We start from the raw sequence: 25,819 nt of genomic DNA, 5'->3' as shown, positions 1-25,819 counted from the left end.
AAGTCTCAGGATCATTCACCCCGCAGCGGGCGAAGGTCGAGCAACGGCATTGATATCTCGCAATGCCTGCATGAACCATGCGCGATCCGCCTAAATAAGGCCAAAGCGAATGAATCGCTCAACGACTAGAAATCATTGATAACGGAGCCCCAGACGCGGCTAGCTGACAATTCAGGCGACGACTACCTATAAACCTAGCGACGATGCGCCACTCGGGCGACCGTGACGACAAGAACCTCGTCCATCGCTTCATAAAGTACCCGGTAGTCACCAATACGAATCCGCCACGCGTTAGTTTCACCTACTAGTTTCTTACACCCGCTAGGACGAGGATCCCTCTCCAGATGAGCAATACCTAACAAAACGCGACGCCGTATACCAGGGTCTAGCTTCTTCAGTTCTTTAGCAGCCGAAGTGGTAAATTCGACGCGGCAAGAGGTCACGCGTCGAGCTCAGCGCGCAGTTCGCTGAGGCTAATGCGCTCGCCATCATCGACCAGCTTGGCGGCTCGATAATCGGCGACATCCCGGAACATCTCCAGTTGCTCCAAAAGCTCAAAATCTTCAGGTCCAATGAGGACCGCAGCAGGCTTTCCATTCTTCGTAATCTGCACACGCTCATGCCCATAGCTAGCACGGCTAACAGCATCAGCAAGACCATCGCGAAGTGCGCGAATCGTGACAGAGGAGGTGATGGAGTTCATTCTTCTACGATATCATTTGTGTACACAATATACATAATGGACAGTTTCAATTGAAAACTAAAGCATCGGCGGTGCGTGTCAAAATCGTCGTTTACGACACATCAATCAACTTCCCTTGACGATATTTTCGACAGTTGAAAAATCAACAGATTTTCCAAGTCATTTCGTAGTTAAACCCAGTTCCATAAACCGCCTATCCGTAAAGCACTCTTCCCACGAGTATTGATACATCTAGGCTCATTGGATATCTCTTGGGGCTTACCAGGCGCTGATTAGTACCCCCAACGTGTGGCAATTTTTAGTGCTTCTGCTTTTGAATTCACATCCAACTTGCGGTATAGAGAACTAATCTGGGATTTAACAGTATTAGGCGAGACAAAAAGCTCATCTGCGATCTGACCGCGTGAACGGTCCGCACGCAGGCCTGCGAGCACACTGAGTTCACGATCAGTCAAAACAGGCCTGACTTCGACACTGGTGGGTGGCATAAAAATCTTCAATCTGCCCAGCTGATCGGAAGTAAGTTGCAGCAACTCTTCCAATTCCAACATGCTCCCGCTCATCCAAAACGGGGCCAAATCAATCAGCTCACCATCCAATGCATGTCGTTTTGCAATGTCCTCCAGGACGCCTTCCGGCAGCACCCCAATGTAACGTGCTGCTAGCCGCGTATTTCGGATCAGATTATCGTGCCGGGCTCCAGTCACTAAGCTCGGCGTTGCCGCCAGAACAGCAAGAGCCCCGTTGCGGTCCCCCCGATACAGTCGATACAGCGCACGGGTTGCAATGAGTTCAGGTGAAGAAGCGGGTATTGTGGACGCGCCTTGATGGTTCAACGCATTGAAACCACCCTCAACACCCAGAAATGCTGCGGCATGATGCAAGGCTCTACCGGCCATGGGTGAATTGGCTGCATAGGGGCGGGAGAGCACAAGTGCCCCCAGAATCCGGTGCGCTGCCTCTGCTCGATCAGTCGATGCCGCATGGATGGCAAGTAGCAGCGCGTGCACCGCCCAAAACTCATCGTTATCAGGCTCATCTGGCAGTTGACCAAGTACTGAACCCAATTTTCCGATATCCAACTCGGCGAAAGCCACGAATGCTTCGGCAAGTTCTGCAGCTCGACCGACCATTGCCGAACCCCAACGAACCTTGGAATGATGATGGCGGAAGCTTACGAGCCAGCGACGAGCAGCACGGGTGTTGCCTTCCTGAGCATGAACCAGCGACAATTTGGATGCTGCATCCGCGGCAATAAAATGGTTTTCCGTAACCTCGGCCAAGGACCACGCAGATTCGTAAGCGGCTGCCGCCGCAGGGCGTTCGTTGGCGATATCCATCGACATTCCGGCATGTAATTCAGCCATGGCTGCCAACGATGGTCTGACATTGCCAGCAGCTGTTGCCTGCCGGACCGCACGACGTAGACGGCGTGCGGCATCTGCCCCTTCGGAACCGTAGTGGCCGTGGAACCTCAGTATTCCCAACTCAACCAAGCCCGCGAAGATAGCCTCAGATTTCGGTTGCCTATAGAGCTCGATGGTGTGCTCGCGTAGCAATTGGGCAGTCTGATCCGTCAAATAGTCAGGCTCCGTTGTCGGAAAAGGAATAACCATCCGGTCTTTAACGGCCGCGGCAGCGATCTTCATCGCAGGACCATAGATTTGCGATCGTCGAGTAGCCCATCGAGGCAACCGGGTGCCTGCCTCGAATAGGAGACGTGGCTCAGTGGTAAAAAGGTCCACCCACCCATCGACGAGGACGGTGGAAAGAGCCCGCCACGAATGTCTGCCTAGTGCTGAACGTACGGCCTCGCCGGTTCTTCCAGCCGCATGCATGGATTCGATGGCGTGCTCGTGGAGCCACTGTGCACGCTGGGGCTCCCGCCACTCCAAGTCGTCAATAATCACCTGCCGAAGCAATTGGGGCATAGCCCAGTCCCCGGACAGGGAGCGTTGTGCCATGGCCGCGCGGCTAAGGGCCGAGATACTTGGAGGGTTTGGATAACGATCGCCATAGAAAGCTACCATGAGATCTTCAGTAAGTTCAGGAAGGAACGCGCACTCCCTCAATATGCCTTCAGGATCAAGAGCATCAATCCATGGCAAGGCTGCACGACGCAGCGCATTGACTGCAGCATTTTGATTAGAGGAATCCGCCAAGAGACTACGCACACAACCAGGCCAACCACCGGTCAGTTGCCATAATCTTTCTGCATCAGGGAAATCTTCTCCGGTCAACGTGGATATATCTGAAGCGGTTAAGAAAAGATCCTTGAAATCAACAACGTGAGCATTGAAATGGCGCAGCATCTTGGCGGCGGGAAAATCAGCAGGAAGAATGACCGCTATGCGTGTGTTGGGTGCACGCATCTGCTGTTCGGCAATTTTATCGAAGATCTCCTCGGGCGGAATACCCACGTTGATCAGCTCGCCTTGGCCATCGAGCCATCGTAGAGCCACCCGGTGCCGATTCGATTCTTGCGGCGCATAGATCAACAACAAGCGTATCTCCGGATCGAGGCTTGGGGCTATCCGGTCCCATAAAATCTCGGCAACAAGTTCTTCAGCGGGAGGCCTTGACTGCGTTTGGGGGTCCATGCCCAAATTATATCTTTTGACTTGGGATCTTTCGGAAGGAGTTCCGGGTAGTTTTTTGACACAGGGGCACCGCCGGACTTTAGCTCACACGGTCGAGAAATATTGCTAGGAATAGGGCAATGCCCGGATCTCCTAAATGGGAAATCCGGGCATTGCTTTTTGTATTACTTCAAGAGCTGACTAGCTGTGACGTCCGCGAGTGCGTCGAGCCAAAACTAAACCAGCCGCCGTCAAGACCAAACCAAGCGCCAGTAGCCACAAGGCAGTGAAACCGGTGCTAGCCAGTCCATCGTCTTTTGGCTTCTGCGTCTGCTGCGGTTCCTCGGAACCATCCACAGAGTCCGAGCCTGAAGGCTGATCAGACTTCTCAGCAGAGGTTGGATCCTGTGAAGGATCCTTGCTCTTCTCTGGCGACTCGGTTGAATCTTCTGCAGGTTCCTCGGTTGGATCCGTCGGGCTCGGCTCAGTTGGATCCGTCGGGCTCGGCTCAGTTGGATCCGTCGGGCTCGGCTCAGTTGGATCCGTCGGGCTCGGCTCAGTTGGATCCGTCGGAGTCGGTTCAGGATCTTCGTCTAGATAGAAGCCGAAGTCGAGAGTCCCGTCGTGATCCCCATCTTCGGTCAGACCTTCAGACTTAGCTTCCCAAGTCGAAGAGTCCTTATCCCGGTCGGTACCATTTTCCTTGGTTGGCAGGTAGCCATCCAAAGCATCAGCGGATTCCTCCCGATCAATGACCACCGTGTAAGACTCTCCATCCTTCAAGACCGGAAGATCCTTGAAGTTGTAGTAGCCATTCTCGTCAGTGGTTACCGGACCGACTGGGTTCCCGTTGACATCAACAACTTCCTTGCCGTCCGGGCCGATCAGTTTCAGCACGACACCCTCAATTGGGTCTTCGTCCTTATCCTGAATTCCGTCGCGGTTCTTATCGACCCATACATAATCGCCCAAGGAAACCGAAGGTTCCTCAGTCGGCTCAGTCGGCTCCACGATAGGTTCCGTCGGAGTCGTAGGTTCCGTCGGTTCCGTCGGAGTCGTAGGTTCCGTCGGTTCCGTCGGAGTCGTAGGTTCCGTCGGAGTCGTAGGTTCCGTCGGTTCCGTCGGAGTCGTAGGTTCCGTCGGAGTCGTAGGTTCCGTCGGAGTCGTAGGTTCCGTCGGTTCCGTCGGAGTCGTAGGTTCCGTCGGCTCCACGGTAGGTTCCGTCGGAGTCGTAGGTTCCGTCGGCTCCACCGTAGGTTCCGTCGGAGTCGTAGGTTCCGTCGGCTCCACCGTAGGTTCCGTCGGAGTCGTAGGTTCCGTCGGCTCCACGGTAGGTTCCGTCGGAGTCGTAGGTTCCGTCGGTTCCGTCGGCTCAACAGTTGGTTCAGTCGGCTCTGGTTCTGGTTTCAGAACCACACCGGCATCCCACGTTGGGTCGATACCCTCAGTAGCCTTGAACTCCTGATCGGCGTAATCCTTGGTCAACGAAGAATTCTCGTCATCCAAGGTGAACTTGATAGTCAGGCCAGACTTCGGATCAGCATCCGAGTCATTCGCATCATCTTCCCCAGCATCCTGCGAAGTAAATTCATACTTCTCAGCCTGCTCGGCAGTCAGCTCGAACTTGACCTGGTAATCGCCGGCCAGCAGCTCATCAAAGATATAGCGGCCATTCTTATCGGTAGTCGTCGAGGAAACTTCCTCACCGTTACCGTCAAGCAGAATTACCTTGACGCCATCAAGAACTTCAGAATCGCCTTGCAACCCATCATTGTTCTTATCAACCCAGACATAGTCGCCCACGGCATAAGTCTTGACCGGCTCAGGCTTCAGTACAAAACCGAAGTCCAAGGTTGGATCGTGCTGACCATCTTCGGTCAGACCCTCCGACTTGGCTTCCCAAGTCGATGAATCATTCTCACGGCTATCTTCCGTCTCAACAGTTGGCACATAAGGAGCCAAAGCTTCCTTAGATGCTTCTCGGTCGATGCTCACCGTGTAGGACTTACCTTCTTCGAGTACAGGAAGGTCCTTGAACTCGTAGAAACCGTTCTCATCGGTAGTAGTCGGTTCAACAGGATTACCGTTGACATCTACTACAGGTTTGCCATCTGGACCAACAAGAGTCAGAACAACATCCTTGATGCCCTTTTCATCCTCATCCTGTAGTCCGTCGTTGTTCTCATCAACCCAAACGTAGTCACCAACGGAGACCCGTGGTTCCTCTGGAGCAATAACAAAACCGAAGTCCAACGTTGGATCATGCTCGCCATCTTCAGTCAAACCCTCCGAAATGGCTTCCCAAGTCGACGAATCATTCTCACGGCTACCATCGGTCTCAATCGTTGGCACGTAAGGAGCCAACGGTTCCTTAGACGCTTCTCGATCAATGCTCACCGTGTAGGACTGCCCCTCTTCGAGTACAGGAAGATCCTTGAACTCGTAGAAACCATTCTCATCGGTAGTGGTCGGTTCAACAGGGTTACCGTTGACATCCACTACTGGCTCACCATCTGGTCCAACAAGCTTCAGAACGACATCCTTGATGCCCTTCTCATCCTCATCTTGGATTCCGTCACGGTTTTCATCGACCCAGACGTAGTCACCAACGGAGACCTTCGGAGCAATGAACCCGAAGTCCAGGGTTGGATCACGCTGACCGTCTTCAGTCAGGTCACCCGACTCAGCTTCCCAAGTCGAGGAATCTTTATCTCGATCGGCGCCGTTTTCCTTGGTTGGCACGTAAGGAGCCAATGGTTCCTTCGACGCGTCCTGATCAATGATCACCTTGTAGGACTGCCCCTCTTCAAGTACAGGAAGATCCTTGAACTCGTAGAAACCATTCTCATCGGTAGTAGTCGGTTCAACAGGGTTACCGTTGACATCCACTACTGGCTCACCATCTGGTCCAACAAGCTTCAGAACGACATCCTTGATGCCCTTCTCATCCTCATCTTGGATTCCGTCACGGTTTTCATCGATCCAGACATAGTCACCAACGGAAACCTTCGGAATCGTGACGAAACCGAAGTCCAACGTTGGATCATGATCGTCATTTTCAGTCAAACCCTCCGAAATGGCTTCCCAAGTCGACGAATCATTCTCACGACTGTCGTCAGTCTCGATGGTCGGAATGTAAGGAGCCAAAGGTTCCTTCGACGCTTCACGATCGATGCTCACCGTGTAGGACTGTCCATCTTCGAGAACCGGCAGGTTGTCAAAGACGTAGTAGCCGTTTTCGTCGGTGGTGGTTGGCCCAACAGGCTTCCCGTTGACATCCACTACTGGCTTGCCATCCGGCCCGGTGATGGTCAGAACGACATCCTTGATGCCCTTCTCATCTTCATCCTGGATTCCGTCACGGTTTTCATCGATCCAGACATAGTCACCAACGGAAACCTTCGGGGTAACAAATCCGAAGTCCAAGGTTGGATCGTGCTGCCCGTCTTCAGTCAGCCCCTGTGAAATGGCTTCCCATGTCGACGAATCATTCTCACGACTGTCGTCAGTCTCGATGGTCGGAATGTAAGGAGCCAACGGTTCCTTAGAAGCTTCCCGATCGATAGTCACCTTGTAGGACTGTCCATCTTCGAGTACCGGCAGGTCCTTGAATTCATAGAATCCATTCTCATCGGTGATAGTTGCTTCAACGGGGTTGCCGTTGATATCAACTACTGGTTCACCGTCAGGTCCAGCGAGTTTCAGAACGACATCCTTGATGCCCTTCTCATCTTCATCCTGGATTCCGTCACGGTTTTCATCGATCCAGACATAGTCGCCAACGGAGACCTTCGGGGTAACAAATCCGAAGTCCAAAGTTGGATCATGCTGGCCGTCTTCGGTCAGACCGGTAGAGGTTGCTTCCCACGTCGAGGAGTCATTCTCACGGCTATCATCTGTCTCGATGGTCGGAATGTAAGGAGCCAACGGTTCCTTCGACGCTTCGCGATCGATGCTCACCTTGTAGGACTGTCCGTCTTCGAGGACTGGTAGGTTCTCGAAGATGTAAAGGCCGTTCTCATCGGTCATGGTCGGCAGCACTGGGTTACCGAAGACATCGGTAACTTCCTTGCCATCCGGCCCGGCGAGGGTCAGAACGACATCCTTGATGCCCTTCTCATCCTCATCCTGCAGACCATCACGATTTTCATCGATCCAGACGTAGTCACCGACCGAGACCTTCTCCTTCTCCTCAGGCTTGAAGGTGATACCAGTCTTGATTGGCTCCTGGCTGCGGTAATCGGTTTGGCCATTTACCTGAGCCTGGGCTGCGTAACCAAAGGAGTTCCACGCCGGCGCGAAGTCCGAAGCGCCCTCGGGCATTTCAGTTTCCGAAACGGTGGTGAAGGTCAGCGATACTCTCTCGCCTGGCGCAAACCCTTCGGACGAATCCAGGACAAGTTTGATGCCCTTGATTTCCTTCGGATTAGCGGGACGCTCGGTGGTCCAGTTTCCGTCGCAACCAGCCCATGGATCCTGCATATTTGCGCCGGTTGGCTTGCACAGCGCAGGGTCGCCGGTCAGGTAAGAGAGCACCATGTCGGTTCCTGCAGGCACTTCTGGCAGCTTGATGTCCAAGAGGGTCGGAATCCACTGGGAACCACGCGGGGTGCTGGCTTGGGAACCCGTTACACCGGTGTCACCGATGTAGGGGAAGATATCCAGAATTTCCATGTGCTGCGCGTTGACGTTACCGGTGTTGGTGACGCTGAGGTTCCACTCGGCAATACCGCCCGGTTTGGTCTCCAAGATGCATGGGTAACGATAGAATCCGCCTTCAAATTCGTAGCAGGTGTCAGCGTTTTCAACCTTAGAGTTGACGTTGTACACGCCGGTCTTCTCGGTCTGTCCACCTGTCAGAACCTCGCGAACGAGCTTACGTGATGAGTAGGCTTGGCCTTCGATGATCGAAACGAGATTGTCATCGCTGCTCTCTTCGGAGTTGTCACCGCTGAAGGTGACCTTGTTCTCCAGTTTTTCTTTCGCGTTCAGCCCTCCACGCACCGTGGTTGGGAGCTTCACGGTGATCGATTCGCCCGGGTACAGTTTGGTTCCCTCGGGGAAGCTGAACTTCAGAGAGTTGCCTTCTTCAACCGCAACAACCTTCGAGGTATCAACCGCGCTGCCTTCCGGCGCTTGGTTGAACTTCTTGTCAAAAGAATACGTAGTCAGCGACTGCCATTCAGGATCAAGAATCAGCTTCGGACCCTGAGCATCGCTTGGCAATATATCGGTAATGACAGGATTCAAGATCGCGTCGGTACCGTTGTTGGTGGCCGTGAACGTGTAGTTCAACTCACGGCCCGGCGCGATCTGACCGTTGCGAGCATCCGAAGTCTTAGAAACCTCGGAATGGGTCTTTCCCGGGTTGAATACCAGATCGTCGGTTGCGTCGTCGGTGTCACGATCCTTGCCCAGACGGGAGACCTCTGCCGAAGCAGTGTTCTCGGTTGCCAGTGCCTGGGTTTCGCCAGGATTACTCTGACCGTCTTCGAGTGCAATCAGTTCACCACTGCGCAGGGTGTACCGCGGCAGAACATTGAACTTGATGGTCGTGTCATTGCTGACAAGTTCTTCAAAGTTCCGACCTTCAGCAGTGACTCGAACGCCTTGAACCTGATCATTAGCAGGCGCAGTAGTAGTCCAGTCGCCGCCTTCAGCGACCAGCGTTCCATCCTTCGACACATACTCCGCACCGGTGAAGTACTCGATGGTGACATCGTAGACACGGCTGTTTGGGACGGGATCCCACCCGGCGAAGTCGAAGGTGTTCCAGAATGTTGGATCCTGATCCACAATCTGAACATAGTCGGCCTTGTGGGTTCCGCTATTAACGTTCAAGGTGACGTTTACCGGTGCGGGGTTACCGTTGCTGGTAAAGAAGTCGATCGGGCCTTCGGGGTTGAACGTCTTGGTCAAAGTTGCATTGAGATCCACCGAGTTTTCGGTGATGATCTCCAGCGGTGCCTGTGGTTCTTTGACAGCCGATTCGTCACCGCGCTGAACGGTCGCTACAGCCGTGTTAGGCAGAACGTAGCCGCGCTTGCCGTCAATACGGTCAAGCTCGGCCAATGCTGCGTCGATGGGTTGTGCCGGATCCGAGCCACGAAGGTCATCGCGCAGCTTGGTGCCAACAGAGACCCAGAACTCGGCGTCGCGTGGAACCAGCTTTTCGCCGTCCTTCGCGAGGCTGAATTCAAATGCTGTGACTTCTTCCCAGCTGCGTCCGTCCGAAAGCGTTGGGGTCAGAGCGTCCGCACCGGTGAAGTTCAGGTCCCCAGCAGCGGTCTTCAAAGTCAGGTGGGCTAGATCCTGGAGTGCTTCGTCAGACAGTCGCACACTGATACCTGTAATGTCAACGTAGTCAAAAGGATTAACCTCGCCGTCTTTCGAATCAACGATCGACAGCTTGTCGACACCATAGGTTGAAGTGTTCTTCGCCCATAGGCTCAAGGCGCTCGTTGGGTTCTTGTTCGTCGGCGCCTCGGAAACAGGTTTCTGAACGATGACGCTCGGGTCCCAAGACTTCGAACTTTGCAGCTGAATCTTCTTGTCGACCCAGACTGACCCTTCGGTATCGTCACCGTTGTTGACACCCAAGACGTTGTCGGTCTTCAACTCATCGGATAGCTCCGTAATGACCTCGAAGTTGACTAATGCCTGCACATCCTTGTCGTGCGGGAACGAGCCTGAATCGCGAGTGTAGGTAATCTGAACTCCGGTAGCACCTTCGGGCAAGATGGTGTTTTCGATTGCCTTGCCGTCTTCGGAGATGACCAAGTCATGCCAATCACCGCTGGCATCCTTATATTTTACAACGACCTTAGTGGCCCCCTGGGTAGCCGGCACCGAGATGCTGTTGGCCTTGAGTGCGGGGACCATTGATGAGAAGTCGTCGGTCTGCACGATCTCGCGGACGTCCATGTTGGTGTTGTTCTGATCAACCTTGGTGTTTAGCCAAACGGTAGTCTTGTCGCCCGGTATACCTTCGATGCGGTGAGGGGTAAACCCCTTGCCACCGATCAACGCGAATTTTGGCTCCTGGACCAGCAAGGTCGCATCGGCTTCGTCTTCGACGACATCTTGGTTTCCAGAGGGAGTGCCCTGGCCCAGAACAACGTTCTTGTAGCCGTCGGGAGAAACTGCGGTTGCCAGAACACCGAATTCGAACTCGTATCCAGATCCAGGGGCGAAAGTGCCGTCGAAGGAGATTTCAAAGCCCTTGACGTCACTACCCGCAGGAAGATTGTCAGGCAAGGAGATCTTTCCGTCATTGTTCTCAAGTAGGTATTCTATGCCGTCAACCGTCAGCACACCCGCGGTGGCTCCGGCTGGCCAGGTGCCGCCGTTGAACTGGTCGAAATCAATACCTTCGCCGAACGGTGAAGTACCCGTTGCGGGTTCCTTCAAAGTTAGATTAGTGAGATTTCGATTTGAGGTGTTGGTCAGTCCAAGCTTCACCGTAGAAGCATTGCGCCCTTCACCAATTTCTGCGGCATCACCAGCAACGACCAACTCCGGGGAGAAGGACTTCGTGGCATCTACCGTGTAGTTTGCCGACTCAATCACGAAGCTATCTTCAGCAGTGAAAGGGTCATTCTGTTCGCCGTTAGGGAGTACAGCGATGATGTTGGTTTCATTCGCGACCACAGCGGCTTCGGCACCATCGCGTAGGACGGTGTTCAGTGGAATCGATCCAGTTGTACCGTTGGCGATGATTCCGCCTTCGGTGTCGGTTGATTTCGTTGAGGTGAAGACGAATTTAAACCCGGTAATGGTTTTTAGATCAAAGCTCTCCGGGAATACAGGCGGTGCGTTAGGGTTGGCGGTTTCTAGAACCTGAGGTTCTGGCGCGTCACCCACGAAGTAGGAAACGACGAGTTCATCGGCACCCTCGGGGTAGACAATGTCACCGAATCCGGTGAATTCAACTGAAGCGAATGGAGCGGAATTGCCTGATGGCTCCTCGATGATCAGCGAAGTTGCGCCCACCTTTGAGGTGTTCTTGATTCCTCCGAGCGTCGCGCTGATGTTCTTATCAGCTCCTTGCTCCAGCACATCTTCGGACCACTGCTTAGTAATTTCGGCGTTGGGAGCCAGATCAATGTTCGGAACAACAGCTTCGGCTGGGTCCTTGATGGATCCAAGGTCAGAAGTGAGTTCTGCTTCGTTAATCAGCTGCTGGCCGTTGAATTTTGGGTCCGCGTTATCGGGGAACTTTGCCACGATGGTTATCGTGTAGTCGGTGCCATCGTTGATACCGATTTTCCCGGGGCGGTCCTCAGAGGTTTCATTGAAAGTCAGCTTTACCGAAGTGCCATCTTCCGAGGGTTCTTCGGTAATATCCTTCGCGAACCCGTTGTAATTAATGCTTTCCAGCACCAATGGTTCAGGAAGGGCATCAATCAGAAACGCATCGCTACACGGTTCAGTGTTTGAGGAGCAGCCCAGCTTGATCTCGTAGTTGACGAAATCGCCCGGACGAATCACTTCATTACTGGTCAGATTCTTTTCCAAGAACATGCCAGCACCGGCGGCGGCACGAGTACCAACTTGCGGTGCTATTGTGCCCTGAATATTATTTACTGCTGTGGACTCTTTGTCCGCTCTTGAATCACTTGCTTCTTGACCTTCCGGTCCGCCTTCTTGCGAGTCGGCGCTTGCGACAGCTGTATCTGCTACAGACGAATCGGAGGAAGGAGCGGCCACTGCTGGCGCTACACCTGCCATTCCAATTCCGACGGTTATCGCAAGGAACGAGGCAAGCATAGATTTCCAGCGTTTTGATACGCCAGATTCGTGCTCTATTCGCATTTTCATATTCCCAATTACCGTTGTTTAGCAGGGTGGTAAACACCCGTCTGGTTCCCTAAACGCAGACTTCCCCCACTGTGGACATCGCGAGTCTAGCAAGGTGATAAATGGGACTATCAGGTTGGAAATAGCTGAGGTCAGGGAAGGATTACTATGCGAATTTGCGCGTTATGCATACGAGCTAGATTTCCAGAAGCTCGCAACCACGGATTTTATGATCGAAGATCGCTATTCTCTCTCAGATACATTCATGCTGAGCCAAGTACGCGTTTCGATTTGAAAATTTTCATACCTTACTAAATTTGGCGTTGGAAAATGATTTTGACATGGCTATATTTAGAACAGCTCTCTCGGTGAGTAGCAATTGAAGTCATTCGCGCCAGAGGATTTCACTTTTCGTGACACTGGACCACGAAGGGAAGGTGAAATAATCACGCGTCAGAAGTGATGTGATTCTTCCCAATTTGGAGCTCGTGAATTATCTACCATCTTCACAGAACTGCAAGTACTTCAAGAGTGTCCAACTGAAAATAACCTTTCGTCGGCTCACGGGTTAAATTCACCCCAAAATTCACCCTTTCTAACCCATGAGCGCTAAATCTCTAACTCACGAGTGCTAGGTCGATCATTTCCGCTGACACAGTTATTGCTGACTCAGTTATTTAATAAATCCCTCGTGGCCAAGTACGCGTACAAAGGCTGTTCGCCGGCATCCGGCGGGTTTCTTAATTTCCGGCACCTCTAAAAGCGCCTTACTGCTGACGACTGTATCGGCCACTCGATCGTCGAATGCAATGGGCTGATTCTAAGTGAACCCCTCGATGCAACGGTTGCTTTTTTCATAGACCCGGGGGCTACCTAAATAAGAAGACAAACAAGGTAAATACATTCGGCGACATGTCTTGTAACCAATAGGTTGCAAGACGTCTCTTCGAACACCGCTCCCCCGCATCAAAAGCACTGAAAATCCAACGCTTCGAAAGTCTCGCAACCATGGGCTTCAAGTAGCAACATCTAGTCGTGCGTACAAGCCCGTTGCGAGACCTTGCTGACATGGAATTTCGGTCGATGTGAATACTTGCATGCATTTGTGAATTGAAAAGTTACTCTGTGCCCGTGTTTATCCCTCGATCACCGAGATGACGGTAGAACGTGGCACGGCTCCACCCGACCAGGCGTGCTGCGTCTTCGGCGGTGCGTCCCTTGCGCCAGCCTGCACTCCGACCTTGATCGAAGCCAACAGCTCCGTTCAATTACGCATGCTTCGTGAGGGCAGGCAAAACTTGGCGATGCTCCATCAGCAACCCCCTGACGAATACGCCTCGTGGAAGCTACGCCAGGAAGCCTTTGGCCTGGCCATACGACTTGGTTCGGCGCTCATGCATGAGGCCGAGCTGACTGTGCCCTCCTTGGACGGCGTTCGTGTGCTTATCCACTCGCGGGATCAGGTGCCGACGCCGCAACAGGAGGGGATTCTCGGCAGGGCCTTGGAGGCGGGCGTGCAGCCAAAGTGGCAGTTTGCGCAGTTCGTTGAACACGCCAGGGCAAGTGCGGAGGTTGCAGATGCCGATGTGGCGCTGGTCAGCCAGATGACAGCCCAACGCCAGTTGCCTGGTTGGCGTTGGCGGCCAATACTTGGCCTCCCGCTCGAGATTACGATGTGGCTGGTGTCTCAACGGCAAACACGAGCAACCGTCCAGGCCGCAGCTCAAGCCGTCGTAAGCTATGCCGCAGCCAATCCGCCAGGAGGTGAACTTTAGTGGTTCATATCCGCCTCGTTGCTGGAAAGCCGCCAATCGAAGTTACGACTTAACCGTCAAACGAAGCTAACAATCACACCTGCGTAAGTCGGCCAAAAAGAATTCCCGGAAATACTGGTTTCCGGGCCACCTCCTTATACTGTGATTTTTCCCCAATCCACTCAAGATCGTGGCAGACTGGCGAACATGGGAATTGTGATCATGGAGGGCCGGTTGCTGTGCGCGGACGCGGCTGAGGCTGAATTGGTGGAGAAATTGCTGCCGGAGCATATACGCCTCACCAAGGCGGAAGACGGCTGCATTTCTTTCTCTGTCACGCAAACCGGCGATCCCTGGGTCTGGCTGGTGCACGAGGAATTCGAAGACAGTGCCGCTTTCGAGGCCCACCAGCAGCGGGCCGCGAAGAGCGAATGGGGCCAGACGACCTCCGGATTGCAACGAATCTACAAGATCAAGGGCTTATAGCCAGGTGCATTTTGAAGCCCACATGCGACGCGGTAAATCCTAGCCCCTCGTAAAAGCGGTGCGCGTCCTGGCGTTGCGCGTCGCTTGTCAGCTGGACCAGCGGAATTCTCTTGCTTTCGGCTTCGGAAATGGCCCAGCGGATCATTTCCGTTCCCAGGCCACCGCCGCGCAATGCGCTGGCCACGCGCACTGCCTCGATCTGCATCCGCTTCGCTCCCCTGCGCGCAAGACCCGGCAACATGGTCAGCTGCATCGTGCCGGCAATGGCTCCGTCATTGCCCTCCACCACGATCAGCGTATGCGCTGGGTCTGCGTGAATCTCGTTGAAAGCCTCCAGATACTGTTCCCCGGCGTCCCCAGCGTCCGCATGCTCTGCACGACGGATCTCATCATCTGCCATCAAGGCAATGATCTGTTCAAGATCCGTAGCCCGTGCTTCGCGCAGGAGGTAGTTCTGGCCGCGTGCCGACAAGCTGCAGGCGCTCATGGGCTCCTCGCGCACCTCAGGCACTGGCCCTGGGCGTACGCGCCGCACCCACCGAGATGGCCATGACGAAGATTCCGGCCGCTTGCAGTGCCCAGCCAAGAATTCCGGCCTGCATCAGCGTGATCATCAAGACGCCAGAAATAATGAGCACAAGTGCTAATGCGCACACATAGATTCCACGTTTATCAAGTCCCATGGCCACAGCCTATGCCCCAGTGTGCCAGCGCTCAAGGCTTTCCGGTGATTCTATCGGCCAGCACGGCCAGCGGCGAGGAGCTCCCCCGCCCCTTCAGTTCGCTTCGATCTGCGGCACCATAGGCTGCATAGAGCCCCTTGGTTGCCAGCCAGCGCAGTGGTTCCGGCTCCCATTTGCGCACCTGGTGATTGACCCACGGCAGATTGGCCAATTCAGTGCTTTCCCCGAGGATCAAGTCGCGCAAGGTTCGTCCGGCCAGGTTCGCTGCGCCGACCCCGGTGCCGACATAGCCGCCGGCCCAGCCCAGTCCGGCCGCCGGGTCCAGCCCGACGGTAGCGGCCCAGTCCCGCGGCACGCCCAGTACCCCGGACCAGGCATGATCGATTCTCGAATTCCGGGTCTGCGGGAACATGCGGTGCAGGATTTCCTGCAGTCCCTCCACGGTGCTTTGCGGCGTCTGGCCATCGGCATCCGTGCGCGAACCATATTTATACGGCACTCCCCGGCCTCCAATGGCAATGCGGTTATCCGCGGTGCGCTGGGCATACATGTAGACGTGGGCGTAGTCCCCCAGCACCTCGCCGTTGTTCCATGCCAGTTCGTCCCAGATGGATGGAGCTAGCGGTTCGGTGGCAATCAAGGACGAATTCATCGGGAGCCACAAGCGCTTGTGTCCTGCTAGCCCGGCAGTAAACCCTTCGGTGGCACGGATGATGTACTCGGCGTCCAATGACCCACCGTCGAATTCGATGCGGCGTGCGCGCAGTGTGGTGGCGCGGGTGTTTTCATAGATCCGTACGCCGAGCCGCTCCACGGCTTCGGCGAGTCCGCGTACCAGTTTTGCAGGATGGATTCTGGCCGCGTGCGGATGCCACAGCCCGGCCCGGGCATTGGCGACGTTGATCTTGCCTTGCGCTGCCTCGGCTTCCAGCAATTCGGTGTGCGTGTGTTCCCATTGCGCGTCGGCCATGGCATCGGCGCGCAAGCGCTTTTCCTGGGCAGGGGTGTAGGCAACTTCGAGTTCGCCGCCCTGCAGGATATCTGCATCGATCCCCTCGGCAGCGCACACCTCGATGACCTCGGCGACGGTCCGGTTCATGGCCAGCTGGAAGTCATTGACTGCTTGCCTGCCATGGGATTTCAGGTAGCGTTCGCGGCCAGCGGTGATGGTGTTGGTCAGCCATCCCCCATTGCGCCCTGAGGCGCCGTAGCCCACGTGCCGGGCTTCGAGGATCGTGATGCGAAGATCCGTGTTGGCCTTGGCCAGGTAATAGGCGGTCCACAGTCCGGTGAACCCGGCACCGATGATGGCGACATCTGCGGTGCCCTGACCGCGTAATTGCTGGCGTGGCTCTGGCAGGCCGATGTCTTCCCACCAGTGCGAGACGCGTCCATTGAGCATGTTGTATTCCGCCCCAGATCCAAAATGAATGGCTCTCAATAATTGCTTTGGGACTCAGCCTAGGGCCGGGCCCAGGGCGCAACAAGAGGGGTGGCGGAAAATGATGCAGGAAATCCCTGCCCGGCCCAAGGCCAGACAGGGACTTCCGGAAAAATTATTCGGAAACGGTAATGTGCGCTCCGGGCGCTGGAGCGGTCACCGGGATGGTAGCGACACCCACCTCATCGCCCAGCTGGGCCATGACCTCTTCAGCATGCTCGGCATCTTCGACCAGCAGAGCCAAGGTCGGCCCCGAACCGGAAACCATGGCTCGCAGGGCACCGGCGCCTTCTGCCATATCGCGCATGGTGCCTAGTTCCGGGGCAAGGGCCAAGGAAGCCTGGGTCAGGTCATTAGCCAGCACCTGGGCCAACGCTGGCGCGTCCGAAGCCATCAGCGCTTCGATGACCGCTGGATCGATTTCCTGCGGGACTTCGATCTCCGTGCCGGAACGCAAGCGATCGAGCATGCCATAGACTCGCGGGGTCGATAGGCCAAAGCTGGCCGGGATCAGCACCCAATGAGTCTTGGCACGAGTCAGCAACGGGGCAAGCTTGTCGCCGATGCCCAGGCCGATGGCGGCCCCGCCCATCAAGGCGAAAGGCACGTCAGCACCGAGGCGTGCGCCCAAGCGGCCGAGTTCTTCCCGGTCCAGCCCGGTTCCCCACAATTCGTTGCAGGCTACCAGGGTGGCCGCCGCGTCTGCAGAGCCTCCACCCATTCCGCCGGCGATCGGGACGCGCTTGGTGATGTGCAGGTTCGCTCCGAGGCTGCAGCCCGTGTGCTCGCGAAGCAGCTGGGCTGCCTGGTGCACCAGATTGCCTGCACCCAGCGGAAAGCTTTCCGGTTCGGAGACCACAGGGGAATTCGGTTCCAGGCTCAGCTGCAATTCCCCGTCGGTGCGCAGCGTCGCTTCAATCTGCTCGGCCAGGGAGACCGCGACGTAGAGGCTCGCCACTTCGTGGTATCCGTCTTCGCGAGGAGGACCGACCTTGAAGTAGCAGTTGATTTTGCCCGGTGCGGTCGCGATGACACGCTGCTTAGACATGCTTATGCCTCGCTAGCTGGAGCTTCAGCGGGAATATCCTGTGCGGCACGGGCAATGTCGATGTACTGGTCAATATCCAGCTTCTCGCCGCGTTCCTTCGGATCAATGCCCGCTGCTACCAGGATCTGTTCGGCACGAGCACCGGAGCCTGCCCAGCCGGAGAGGGCAGCACGCAGCGTCTTGCGGCGCTGGGCGAAGGCTGCATCGATGATGGCGAAGACTTCCTTGCGATCCGGGGCGTCGCTGCGGTCCTTGTCGCGGGTGAACCCCACCAGGCCGGAGTGGATCTTCGGCGCTGGCCAGAAGACGTTCATGCCGATCACGCCAGCCTTGCGCATGGTTCCGTACCAGGCGCCCTTCACCGATGGGACGCCATAGATCTTATTGCCCGGGGTGGCGGCCATCCGGTCGGCAACTTCGTCCTGCACCATGACCAAGCCATTGCGGATGGAAGGGAAGTGCTCCAGCAGGTGCAGCACTACCGGGACGGCAACGTTATACGGGAGGTTGGCGACCAGCGAGGTTGGCTCGCCGGGAAGTTCGGTGACCTTCATGGCGTCGGAAAGGATCACGGTCAGATCGTCTTCTCGGCCAGGGCGGAACTCGGCCATGGTCTGCGGCAGTCGTTTTGCCAGGGGTGGATCGATCTCCACAGCCACGACCTTGGCGGCGGCATCCATGATGCCCAGGGTCAGGGAACCTAGGCCCGGGCCTACTTCCAGCACTGTTTCGGATGGGTCGACTTTGGCGGCGGCGACAATGCGGCGGATGGTGTTCCCATCGATCACAAAGTTCTGCCCCAGCGTCTTGGTAGGGCGGATTCCCAGCTCTTCGGCCAGACGACGGATTTCGGTGGCCCCAAGCAGCGGCAAAGATTCCTTAGACATCACAAATCCAATTCTAGTTCAGCTAAATTGATCCAAACATAACAACGCGACGCATCCACCGTGATGGTGGACGCGTCGCGTTGTTATTCGGCTTTTGCTTTTAGCGCAGGCCCAGCTTGGACGAGCACGATGGCCAGTGGCCCCAGCCGCCTGATCGACGCAGCACTTCAGCTGCAGCGATCTGCTCCTGCGGAGTTGCCTGGTGCGGCAGCGGTGCGTACTTGGTGCCACCCACATTGCGCCACGACGATGCAGAGAACTGCAGTCCGCCGTAGTAGCCGTTGCCGGTGTTAATCGACCAGTTGCCGCCGGATTCGCACTTGGCCAGGGCAGCCCAAGTCGAGGAGATACTGCTCGGGGTTGGAGTGTTCTTGGAAGTTGAAGTTTCCTTCTTCTCTTCCTTGGTGCCAACACGGATTTCCTCGGCAACGGGCTTCTTGGTGACCTTGGACTTGAGGACTTCTTCCTCGCCCTTCTTGCCGTTGCGGGTTTCCTGGCGCAGGGTCAGCTCACGCTCGCCCTTCTTGCCTTCGGTCTTGACCTCGGTGTCGCCCTTATCCAACGAGCTGTCCTTGACCTTCTTGGTCTCGAAGTCGATGTCGCGCGTTTCGTCCCACGTCTTGACCGTTACGTCGATCACCTCGACAGTGGTGCCCGCGGCCAGCTTGACGCTGTCCTTGACGTCCTTGTCGGTTTCGTCCTTGATCTTCACGTTGATTTCGTCGTTGCCGTCGACCTTGATCTTCTCGTCGGCAAGCAATTGCTTGACGGTCAAAGCAGTCGTTGCGATTTTCTTCTTCTTGTCCTTGACGACCAGGGTCATTTCCTTGGGCGTGATGACTTCCAATTCATCGCTCAAGGCTGCGAGCTGCATGTCCTCATCGAGGGAAACCTCGGAATCCTTATCCAGGTCGAGCTGTTCAACCACGTCGGCAACGGTCATGCCGGTAGTGTGCACAACGCGCTCGGTGCCATCCACGGTTACTTCGATCGACTTGTTGCGCTTGATATCAACAAGCTGCTGGTCGGCAAGCTCGGAATCCAGTGCTGCGGAGATCTCGTCGCGCTCAGCCAAGGCAACGTCCTGCTGTTCCAGCAGTGCGCCAACGGTGGCAGCACGGGTGGTGATTTCCTGGCGCTGGCCGTCCACCGACATGACGACCGATTTCTGGCCAGAAATATAGAAAACAGCACCGGCAATAACCACAGCTACGGCGAGCGCCTGAGCCAGGTATTTCACCCAGGTCTTCTTGAGCAAGTGAGTCACGGTAATGAGGTCCCCATCGTTTGTAGACCCAACTACGGGAATCCTGTCAGGATCTCCGGTTGGGCCCGGCAGTGTTCGCTGCCTGTCCTTCAGTCAAAGTTGCGCCGTGTTTCCACTTGCAGCAAGGCGTGAGGATCAGGCTGTCCTGAACACACCGTGCCGAAAATAGGCGGGGGCGGTACCGGACATCTCATCCACCGTAACCGAATTGTTATATTTGTGGCAAGTGTCCTGTAACGAGACACACAACCTCCGGGTCTAGAATTCTCCGTACACTTCTCGCGTATTCGCATCGATCCGGGTGCAGAATTCGGCCAGATCGATCCCCTTGGTTTCCGCCAAGAACCTAGTCGTGTACGGAATCATGTAGCTGGCGTTCGGGCGGCCCCGGAAGGGGTGCGGCGTCAAGAACGGTGCGTCGGTTTCTACCAGAAGCAGTTCTGGATCCGCCAGCGCCAAGGCCTCGCGAAGATCATGCGAATTCTTGAATGTCACAGTTCCAGAGAACGACATGTACCAGCCGTTGTCGTTGCAGATCCGGGCTAATGCCGCGTCCCCAGAGAAGCAGTGGAAGACCACTTTCCCCGGCAATGGCGCGTCCTTGAGCACACGAACCACGTCCTCATGGGCATCCCGGTCATGGATCTGCAGGGCCTTGCCCTGCTCCACCGCAATGCGCAGATGCTCCCGGAAGGAATGCTCCTGGGCACCCCGTCCGTCTTCACCGGTACGGAAGTAGTCCAACCCGGTTTCGCCAATTGCACGCACCCGCGGATCCGCGGCAAGTTCTTCGATCCGCGCGATCGCTCCTTCCAGCTCCCCGCGTTCAGCCAGACGCGCGGCATCGTTGGGGTGAATGGCTACCGCGGCCAGGATATTCGAGTACTCGTTAGCTACCTGAACCGCGTATTCCGATGACTCCACGTCGCAGCCGACCTGGATCAGACCTTTCACGCCAACAGCTGCCGCCGCCGCCAGGGCATCGGCAGCCGTGACCTTCACAGTTCCGTCAAGGAAATCCAGATGCGTATGGTTATCGACCACTGGCACTGGAAGCGCTTCTGGCGCTTCCGGGTACTGCAAATTGCGCTGACTTCCGCCCTTTTCATTGCCAGAAGCACGCGACCGCTCCCCCTGCTCTGCTGCAGCGGCTTGCTCCGTCGGGCGGTAGGCCTCGGGAACCAGGGTGGGATCAGTGTGCTTCTTCTTGGACACGGTTATCCTTTGCGCGTGAATACTGGGATCGAATCTGTGGTTAATTGTGGCACCACTAGGGGTAGCAACGACAATCAGGTGCTCAGCTCCCGGTAGTTAGGCTCTGTTGCTGGACAAAAGATCCCCATATGATGTGATGCAAGACCCAATTGAATGAATGCTGCGGCGATCGATCTTGCCAACGATTCGTTCTTCAGGAGGAACCGCGCATGAGTGCAAACCGAACAGTGCCGTCGCTTGATTCGGCATTCCAGTCCAATTGCCAGCGCATTTTCGATGCTGTCCAGAGCGTCATCACCGGCAAGCCGGAGGCGGTGACTAGCGCATTGACGGTTCTGCTGGCACAGGGCCACCTGCTGGTGGAAGACGTTCCCGGGGTCGGTAAGACCATGCTGGCCAAGTCATTGGCGCGCAGCGTCAATGGTTCGGTGCACCGCATCCAGTTCACCCCGGACCTTTTGCCCAGTGACGTCACCGGTGTCTCGGTTTACTCCCCGCAGACTCACGAATTCACTTTCCATCCCGGACCGGTCTTCGCCAATATCGTCATCGCCGATGAAATCAATCGTGCGAATGCCAAGACCCAGTCGGCATTGCTGGAATGCATGGAAGAAAAGCAAGTCACCGTCGATTCGATCACCCATCGGCTGGAGCAGCCTTTCATGGTCGTGGCCACGCAGAACCCGGTGGAATCCGAGGGCACATTCGCCCTGCCCGAGGCACAGCGCGACCGATTCATGGCACGGCTTTCGCTGGGTTACCCACAACGCGATGCCGAAATCACCATGCTCACCGGCCGGCACCAGTTCGACCCATTGGAAGCACTGCAAGCCGTGGTGCAGCTGGCTGATCTGGGATACATGATTGAGCAGGTTAAAGCGGTGACGGTCACAGAACGGCTAGGCGCCTACGTGGTGGATCTGGGCCGAGCCACACGCGAGCACCCGCAAGTGGCGCTGGGGGCCTCGCCTCGCGCACTGATTCAGTGGGTTCGCGCGGCCAAAGCCCATGCCGCGATTCATGGACGCGACCACGTCTTGCCAGAAGACGTTCGCAGCGTGGCCCAGATGGTGCTGAACCACCGGTTGATCCTGACCCGGCGAGCGGTTGCGGACGGCTTGGATGCCAGCGCCGTGATCCAAGAGCTTGTTGCCAGCACCCCAGTGAGCTAACGGGCAGCCATGGAGAAGATTCCCCGCTACGATTCGCGCGATGCCCTCTCCTGGACGCGCACCGAAAATTCGGCGACAGCCCTGCGGCGTTGGCACCTTGACCTGTTCACCGTGCGCGGTTGGTGCACTGCCGGAGCTGGCGGCCTGCTGGTGTTCGTGGCATATCTCCTGGGCCGGCACGAAATGATGGCTTTGGGCCTGGCCCTGGTGGCGTTGGCTTTGGCGAACTGGGGTTTGGCCTTGCGCCTGCGCGGACGCACGATTATCCACCGGGAGCTGCTCTCGGCGGTTCCCAGCGTTGGCGAGGTCAGCAAGTTCCGCTTGTCGTGTGCTGAGCGTTCCATCATCCAGGAACAATTGCCGGAGGATTTCGGACCCGGCCCACGATTCCAGGCCCCGGGTTCAATCGAATACGAATTGGTGTTCCGCACACGCGGGATCCACCTTGTGGGACCAGCCCAGCAAATAGTCGTGGACCCTCTGGGGCTGATACAGGGAATGGTGCGCACCGGAGCGAGCCTGCAGATCCCCGTGCGTTCCCAATTGCACCGCTTGGATCGTTTCGCCCCGCTCGGCGAACGAACGCTCACTGGCGATGCGAAATTCTCCAGGAGCACCACCACCGACTACTACGATGTCGCGACGCGCGACTACCAGCAAGGCGACTCCGTCCGCCAGGTGCACTGGAAAGCCAGTGCCCGGCACGGAAAGCTCATGGTCCGCCAGGAAAACCACGTGGCAACCGCGCAGGCGCTCCTGGTCCTGGACACTTCCTTCGAGCATTGGAATCACAGCGGATCGGATCTGAGGATCTCGTTGCCGCAGGCTCACGCGGAGGCACTCACCAGCAGCCGCCGCTTTGAAAATGCGTTGTCGTTGGCCAGCAGCATCGGCCTGAGATATGCCACTAGCGGCTACCAGCTCGCCTTCCGGGACCTCACCGGGGCCTCGTTGGCGCAACGAGACCCGCAAAGCGTCTCCGAGCTCGGCGCGCTGAACAGTTTTGAAGACTTCCATGCCGCAACTTCGGACCTGGCCTTGACCAACGGAACAGTTGAAGCCAACGGTTCCGAGATTCTGGGCAATACCCTGCGCAAGGAGCTCTTGGTGTTCCGCGAAGAACCGGTCATCATGATCCTCGGAGAGCTCACTGCGCCGCAGGCAGCTTGGCTGGCTACGCTCTCGCGCACCGTGCGCAATGTCGAGGTTTTCCTGCTGGTCAGCCACCCTGAACGCTATGGGCAGATACAACTTGAATTGGCTCGCACCAGTTGGAAAGTGCATATTCTTCCCGGCGATATGGCGATAGACGAGATGTGGGGATGATGAGCGCTGGCCGTGCTGGGGCAAGCATTCTGGCCCCGACTCCTGAAAATCCGGACCCGAGCGGTGGCTCGGCTCCCGCGATGCGGCTTCTGCTCGTGCGGGTTGCTGCTGCCTGCTGCCTGGCAGTCGCTGTATTAGCGGGTGCCGCCTCGCTGTCCGGGGTCATTGAAGGCTCCAGCTGGTTCCCGGCCTTGGTCCTCCCGGTCTTCGCCGTGCACCTGTGCGCCGGTCTGCTGCGCGCAGTCCGCCGCTTGCGCTGGAGTGCTGTTCCTGCTGCGGCAATCGTCGCCGTGGCATCCATTGCGCTCAGCGATGCCCGGGAAAGCAACATCTACGGTTTGCCTCTCGCCCAATGGGTCTGGAATGTGCTTGGTGAAGCGGGAATCCAGCTAGCTACCCAGGTGCCGCCGGTAGCCAATTCCCGCTCTGTGGCTTTCAGCGTATTGTGCTTCACTTTGGCAATCAGCCTGATCGTGGAAATGCTGGCCAGCTCGCGGCGCATGGCCATGCTGATCATCATTCCCTTGTCCCTGGCGCCGATCATCGCGTCGCTGTTCAAGCAGGAAGGCGCCGGAATTGGCTATCTCGCGCTGCTGTTGTCGGCAGTGCTCGGCTATATTGCGCTGATTCCTTATCTCTTTGCCCCTGCATCTTCCAAGCATTCCCAAGTGATGCTTCCTGCGCCCAGGACGCTGGGAATCCTGGGTGTCAGCGTGATGGCCTGTGTCGGTGCCCTCTTGGCGGCCAGCATCTGGATGCCTGGTTTCCGCAGCGGCATGTTCTCCGAAGGGCAACGTCCTTCGGGTGATCTGCTGGCCAGCAATGTCGATCCGCTGATCAACCTCGGGAGAGACCTCCGCTCGAACAGCGGTGTTCCCATCCTGGACTACTACACAACTGCTGAAGAAGCGCCTTACCTGCGCACTCAGGTGATCAAGGATCTTTCCGCAGACCGCTGGGAACCAAGCGAAAGCTCCATGCAGCACACGCTTGATGGCACCTCCGCGGTGTCAACGAATTTCAGCACGTTCAACAGCACCGACGAAGTCTTGCGAATGACTTGGCCTGATGGCATCAGCAGTCCGGTCCTTCCTTTGCCCAACCAATCCTATTTCGTGCAGGGCATCGTCGGGGATTGGAACTGGACCTACGAGACCTCGGTGGCTAGGCTCACTGGCGACGCCATGGCATCGACCAACGACATTTCAGTGGCCTACGCGGATTTGGCCATCAGCACGCAAATGGTCCGCAATGTCGGGCACATGGGAGTCGATGCCAGCGACCAGCTGCCCGAGGAATACCTGCGTCTTCCGCAGGATCCTGACAACGGATTGGAACCGTTGCTGCAGCAAACCCTCGATGAGGTTTTCGGCAAGAAGGGGAAGCCTGCCAACGACATTGATACCGCCGTGGCTTTGCAGCATTTCTTCCGTTCCGGGAATTTCGTGTACTCCGAACGCACCCCGCTGCGCGAAGGCTACGACGGGGCCAATCGTCGAGTTGTTGAAGCATTCCTGGCCCGGCGCCAGGGGTATTGCGTGCACTTCGCCTCGGCGATGGCCCTGCTGGCTCGTGAAGCCGGAATCCCTTCGCGCATTGCCGTGGGGTATGCACCTGGTGAAGCCAGCGGAGACACTCTCGAAATCACCGGGGACACCGCCCAGAGCATGCTGGAACGGCGCCTGGAAGAAGGTACCGAGCTCACCGGATATACCGTCAGCGGGAAACAGTCCCACGCGTGGCCAGAATTGTATTTGAACGGGCTGGGTTGGATTCCGTTTGAGCCCACCCCGGGTCGGGGCTACTCGCCAAGTTACGCGCCGGAACCAACTCCTACGTCGAACCCGCAAGAAAGCACTGCACCCCAAGTGCCCACCGAGCGCGGCAACCCGAGCCTCCCGGCCAGCGCCGCGCCTTCTGCGCCGGCACCGTCCGCAGATTCTGGGACCCAGGGCGCAAAGGCAGTGTGGCTGTTGCCAGCGGTCCTGTTGCTGGCCTTCCTCGCACTGGGAGTTGCTCCGTGGCGTCGCCATCGCCTGCGTGAGGAGCGGCTAGGACGCGTGCGCCGTGGCGGCGCTGATGCCGCTCCAGCTCTGCTGGCCGAGCTGCAGGCTATTGGGGCCGATTACCGGGGGCCGGCTGGCAGCCACGAGTCGGCCGGTGACTACACTACCCGGCTGGGCGAAGACCATCCCCAAGTCGCCAAGGATTTGCAGTCCCTGAAAACTGTCATCCAAGAGAGCTTCTACGCCAACAGGCATCCCAGCGCTGATGATGCCGCTCCGCTGCTTGACGCCTTGCACGCGATCCAGGGCAATTTGCGCGGCGAGCTGTCCTTTATCCAACGAATCAGGGCATTCTTGTTCCCTGCTTCGGTGCACCCGCGTCATTCGCGCTCGGAAGAATCCACGCGAATCGACATGTAGCCATCGGTTTAACCGGCCAAGGCCCGACCGGAA

Annotated in this window: 16 protein-coding genes; 5 read left to right on the top strand and 11 right to left on the bottom strand. The window is 56.7% G+C overall.

The window, feature by feature from the left end:
• Positions 1–194: 194 nt before the first annotated feature.
• The 4 genes from ACIOJF_RS11205 to ACIOJF_RS11190 form a co-directional block, all read right to left on the bottom strand.
• Positions 195–443 (bottom strand): type II toxin-antitoxin system RelE/ParE family toxin, encoded by a 249-nt coding sequence (locus ACIOJF_RS11205; RefSeq protein WP_105657094.1) that lies wholly within the window; start codon positions 441–443, stop codon positions 195–197.
• Positions 440–703 (bottom strand): type II toxin-antitoxin system Phd/YefM family antitoxin, encoded by a 264-nt coding sequence (locus tag ACIOJF_RS11200; protein ID WP_105657093.1) that lies wholly within the window; start codon positions 701–703, stop codon positions 440–442. The genes ACIOJF_RS11205 and ACIOJF_RS11200 overlap by 4 nt, the downstream gene beginning before the upstream one ends.
• Positions 704–975: 272 nt before the next feature.
• Complete coding sequence (locus ACIOJF_RS11195; RefSeq protein WP_133833059.1) at positions 976–3,303, bottom strand: helix-turn-helix transcriptional regulator; 2,328 nt, start codon at positions 3,301–3,303, stop codon at positions 976–978.
• Between the two features lie 180 nt (positions 3,304–3,483).
• Entirely contained in the window at positions 3,484–11,805 is an 8,322-nt protein-coding gene (locus ACIOJF_RS11190) for an SdrD B-like domain-containing protein (RefSeq protein ID WP_402741659.1), read from the bottom strand.
• 1,517 nt (positions 11,806–13,322) lie between these two features.
• Between ACIOJF_RS11190 and ACIOJF_RS11185 the strand changes: the two genes are divergently transcribed.
• Together ACIOJF_RS11185 and ACIOJF_RS11180 are read left to right on the top strand one after the other, a co-directional pair.
• Positions 13,323–13,856 (top strand): hypothetical protein, encoded by a 534-nt coding sequence (locus ACIOJF_RS11185; RefSeq protein ID WP_402735736.1) that lies wholly within the window; start codon positions 13,323–13,325, stop codon positions 13,854–13,856.
• A gap of 186 nt (positions 13,857–14,042) precedes the next feature.
• Positions 14,043–14,321, top strand: coding sequence for an antibiotic biosynthesis monooxygenase (locus ACIOJF_RS11180; protein WP_208294223.1), 279 nt, complete (start codon positions 14,043–14,045; stop codon positions 14,319–14,321).
• On the opposite strand, the gene ACIOJF_RS11175 is transcribed toward ACIOJF_RS11180, so the two are convergent.
• From ACIOJF_RS11175 to ACIOJF_RS11145, 7 genes are all read right to left on the bottom strand, one after another.
• On the bottom strand, positions 14,308–14,808 hold the full coding sequence (locus ACIOJF_RS11175; protein ID WP_105657485.1) for a GNAT family N-acetyltransferase: 501 nt from the start codon (positions 14,806–14,808) through the stop codon (positions 14,308–14,310). The two genes, ACIOJF_RS11180 and ACIOJF_RS11175, sit on opposite strands and share 14 nt — an antisense overlap.
• A 16-nt stretch (positions 14,809–14,824) precedes the next feature.
• The gene (locus tag ACIOJF_RS11170) at positions 14,825–15,004 is read right to left on the bottom strand and encodes a hypothetical protein (protein ID WP_402735619.1); all 180 of its coding nucleotides are present in this window, start codon (positions 15,002–15,004) and stop codon (positions 14,825–14,827) included.
• Between the two features lie 31 nt (positions 15,005–15,035).
• Positions 15,036–16,406, bottom strand: a complete 1,371-nt coding sequence (locus ACIOJF_RS11165) for an NAD(P)/FAD-dependent oxidoreductase (protein WP_402741658.1) — start codon at positions 16,404–16,406, stop codon at positions 15,036–15,038.
• 154 nt (positions 16,407–16,560) lie between these two features.
• Positions 16,561–17,493 carry a 4-(cytidine 5'-diphospho)-2-C-methyl-D-erythritol kinase gene (locus ACIOJF_RS11160; protein WP_105657483.1) on the bottom strand — a complete coding sequence of 311 codons (933 nt, stop codon included), beginning with the start codon at positions 17,491–17,493 and terminating at the stop codon, positions 16,561–16,563.
• A 2-nt stretch (positions 17,494–17,495) separates the two neighbouring features.
• Positions 17,496–18,380: a 16S rRNA (adenine(1518)-N(6)/adenine(1519)-N(6))-dimethyltransferase RsmA gene (rsmA, locus tag ACIOJF_RS11155; RefSeq protein ID WP_105657482.1), complete on the bottom strand. Its 885-nt coding sequence runs from the start codon at positions 18,378–18,380 to the stop codon at positions 17,496–17,498.
• Between the two features lie 100 nt (positions 18,381–18,480).
• Positions 18,481–19,647 (bottom strand): resuscitation-promoting factor, encoded by a 1,167-nt coding sequence (locus ACIOJF_RS11150; RefSeq protein ID WP_105657481.1) that lies wholly within the window; start codon positions 19,645–19,647, stop codon positions 18,481–18,483.
• 258 nt (positions 19,648–19,905) lie between these two features.
• Positions 19,906–20,862: a TatD family hydrolase gene (locus ACIOJF_RS11145; protein ID WP_105657480.1), complete on the bottom strand. Its 957-nt coding sequence runs from the start codon at positions 20,860–20,862 to the stop codon at positions 19,906–19,908.
• Between the two features lie 209 nt (positions 20,863–21,071).
• Between ACIOJF_RS11145 and ACIOJF_RS11140 the strand changes: the two genes are divergently transcribed.
• The 3 genes from ACIOJF_RS11140 to ACIOJF_RS11130 all read left to right on the top strand — a co-directional run bounded on the left by ACIOJF_RS11140 (position 21,072) and on the right by ACIOJF_RS11130 (position 25,786).
• Complete coding sequence (locus tag ACIOJF_RS11140; RefSeq protein WP_105657479.1) at positions 21,072–22,034, top strand: MoxR family ATPase; 963 nt, start codon at positions 21,072–21,074, stop codon at positions 22,032–22,034.
• 9 nt (positions 22,035–22,043) lie between these two features.
• Positions 22,044–23,360 carry a DUF58 domain-containing protein gene (locus tag ACIOJF_RS11135; RefSeq protein WP_105657478.1) on the top strand — a complete coding sequence of 439 codons (1,317 nt, stop codon included), beginning with the start codon at positions 22,044–22,046 and terminating at the stop codon, positions 23,358–23,360.
• 80 nt (positions 23,361–23,440) lie between these two features.
• Complete coding sequence (locus tag ACIOJF_RS11130) at positions 23,441–25,786, top strand: DUF3488 and transglutaminase-like domain-containing protein (protein ID WP_181148840.1); 2,346 nt, start codon at positions 23,441–23,443, stop codon at positions 25,784–25,786.
• Positions 25,787–25,819 lie beyond the last annotated feature (33 nt).

The organism is Glutamicibacter sp. NPDC087831 (genome assembly GCF_044742845.1).
GTDB lineage: Bacteria > Actinomycetota > Actinomycetes > Actinomycetales > Micrococcaceae > Glutamicibacter.
The sequence above is the reverse complement of the archived record's forward strand: the minus strand, read 5'-3'. Positions and strand labels throughout refer to the sequence as shown.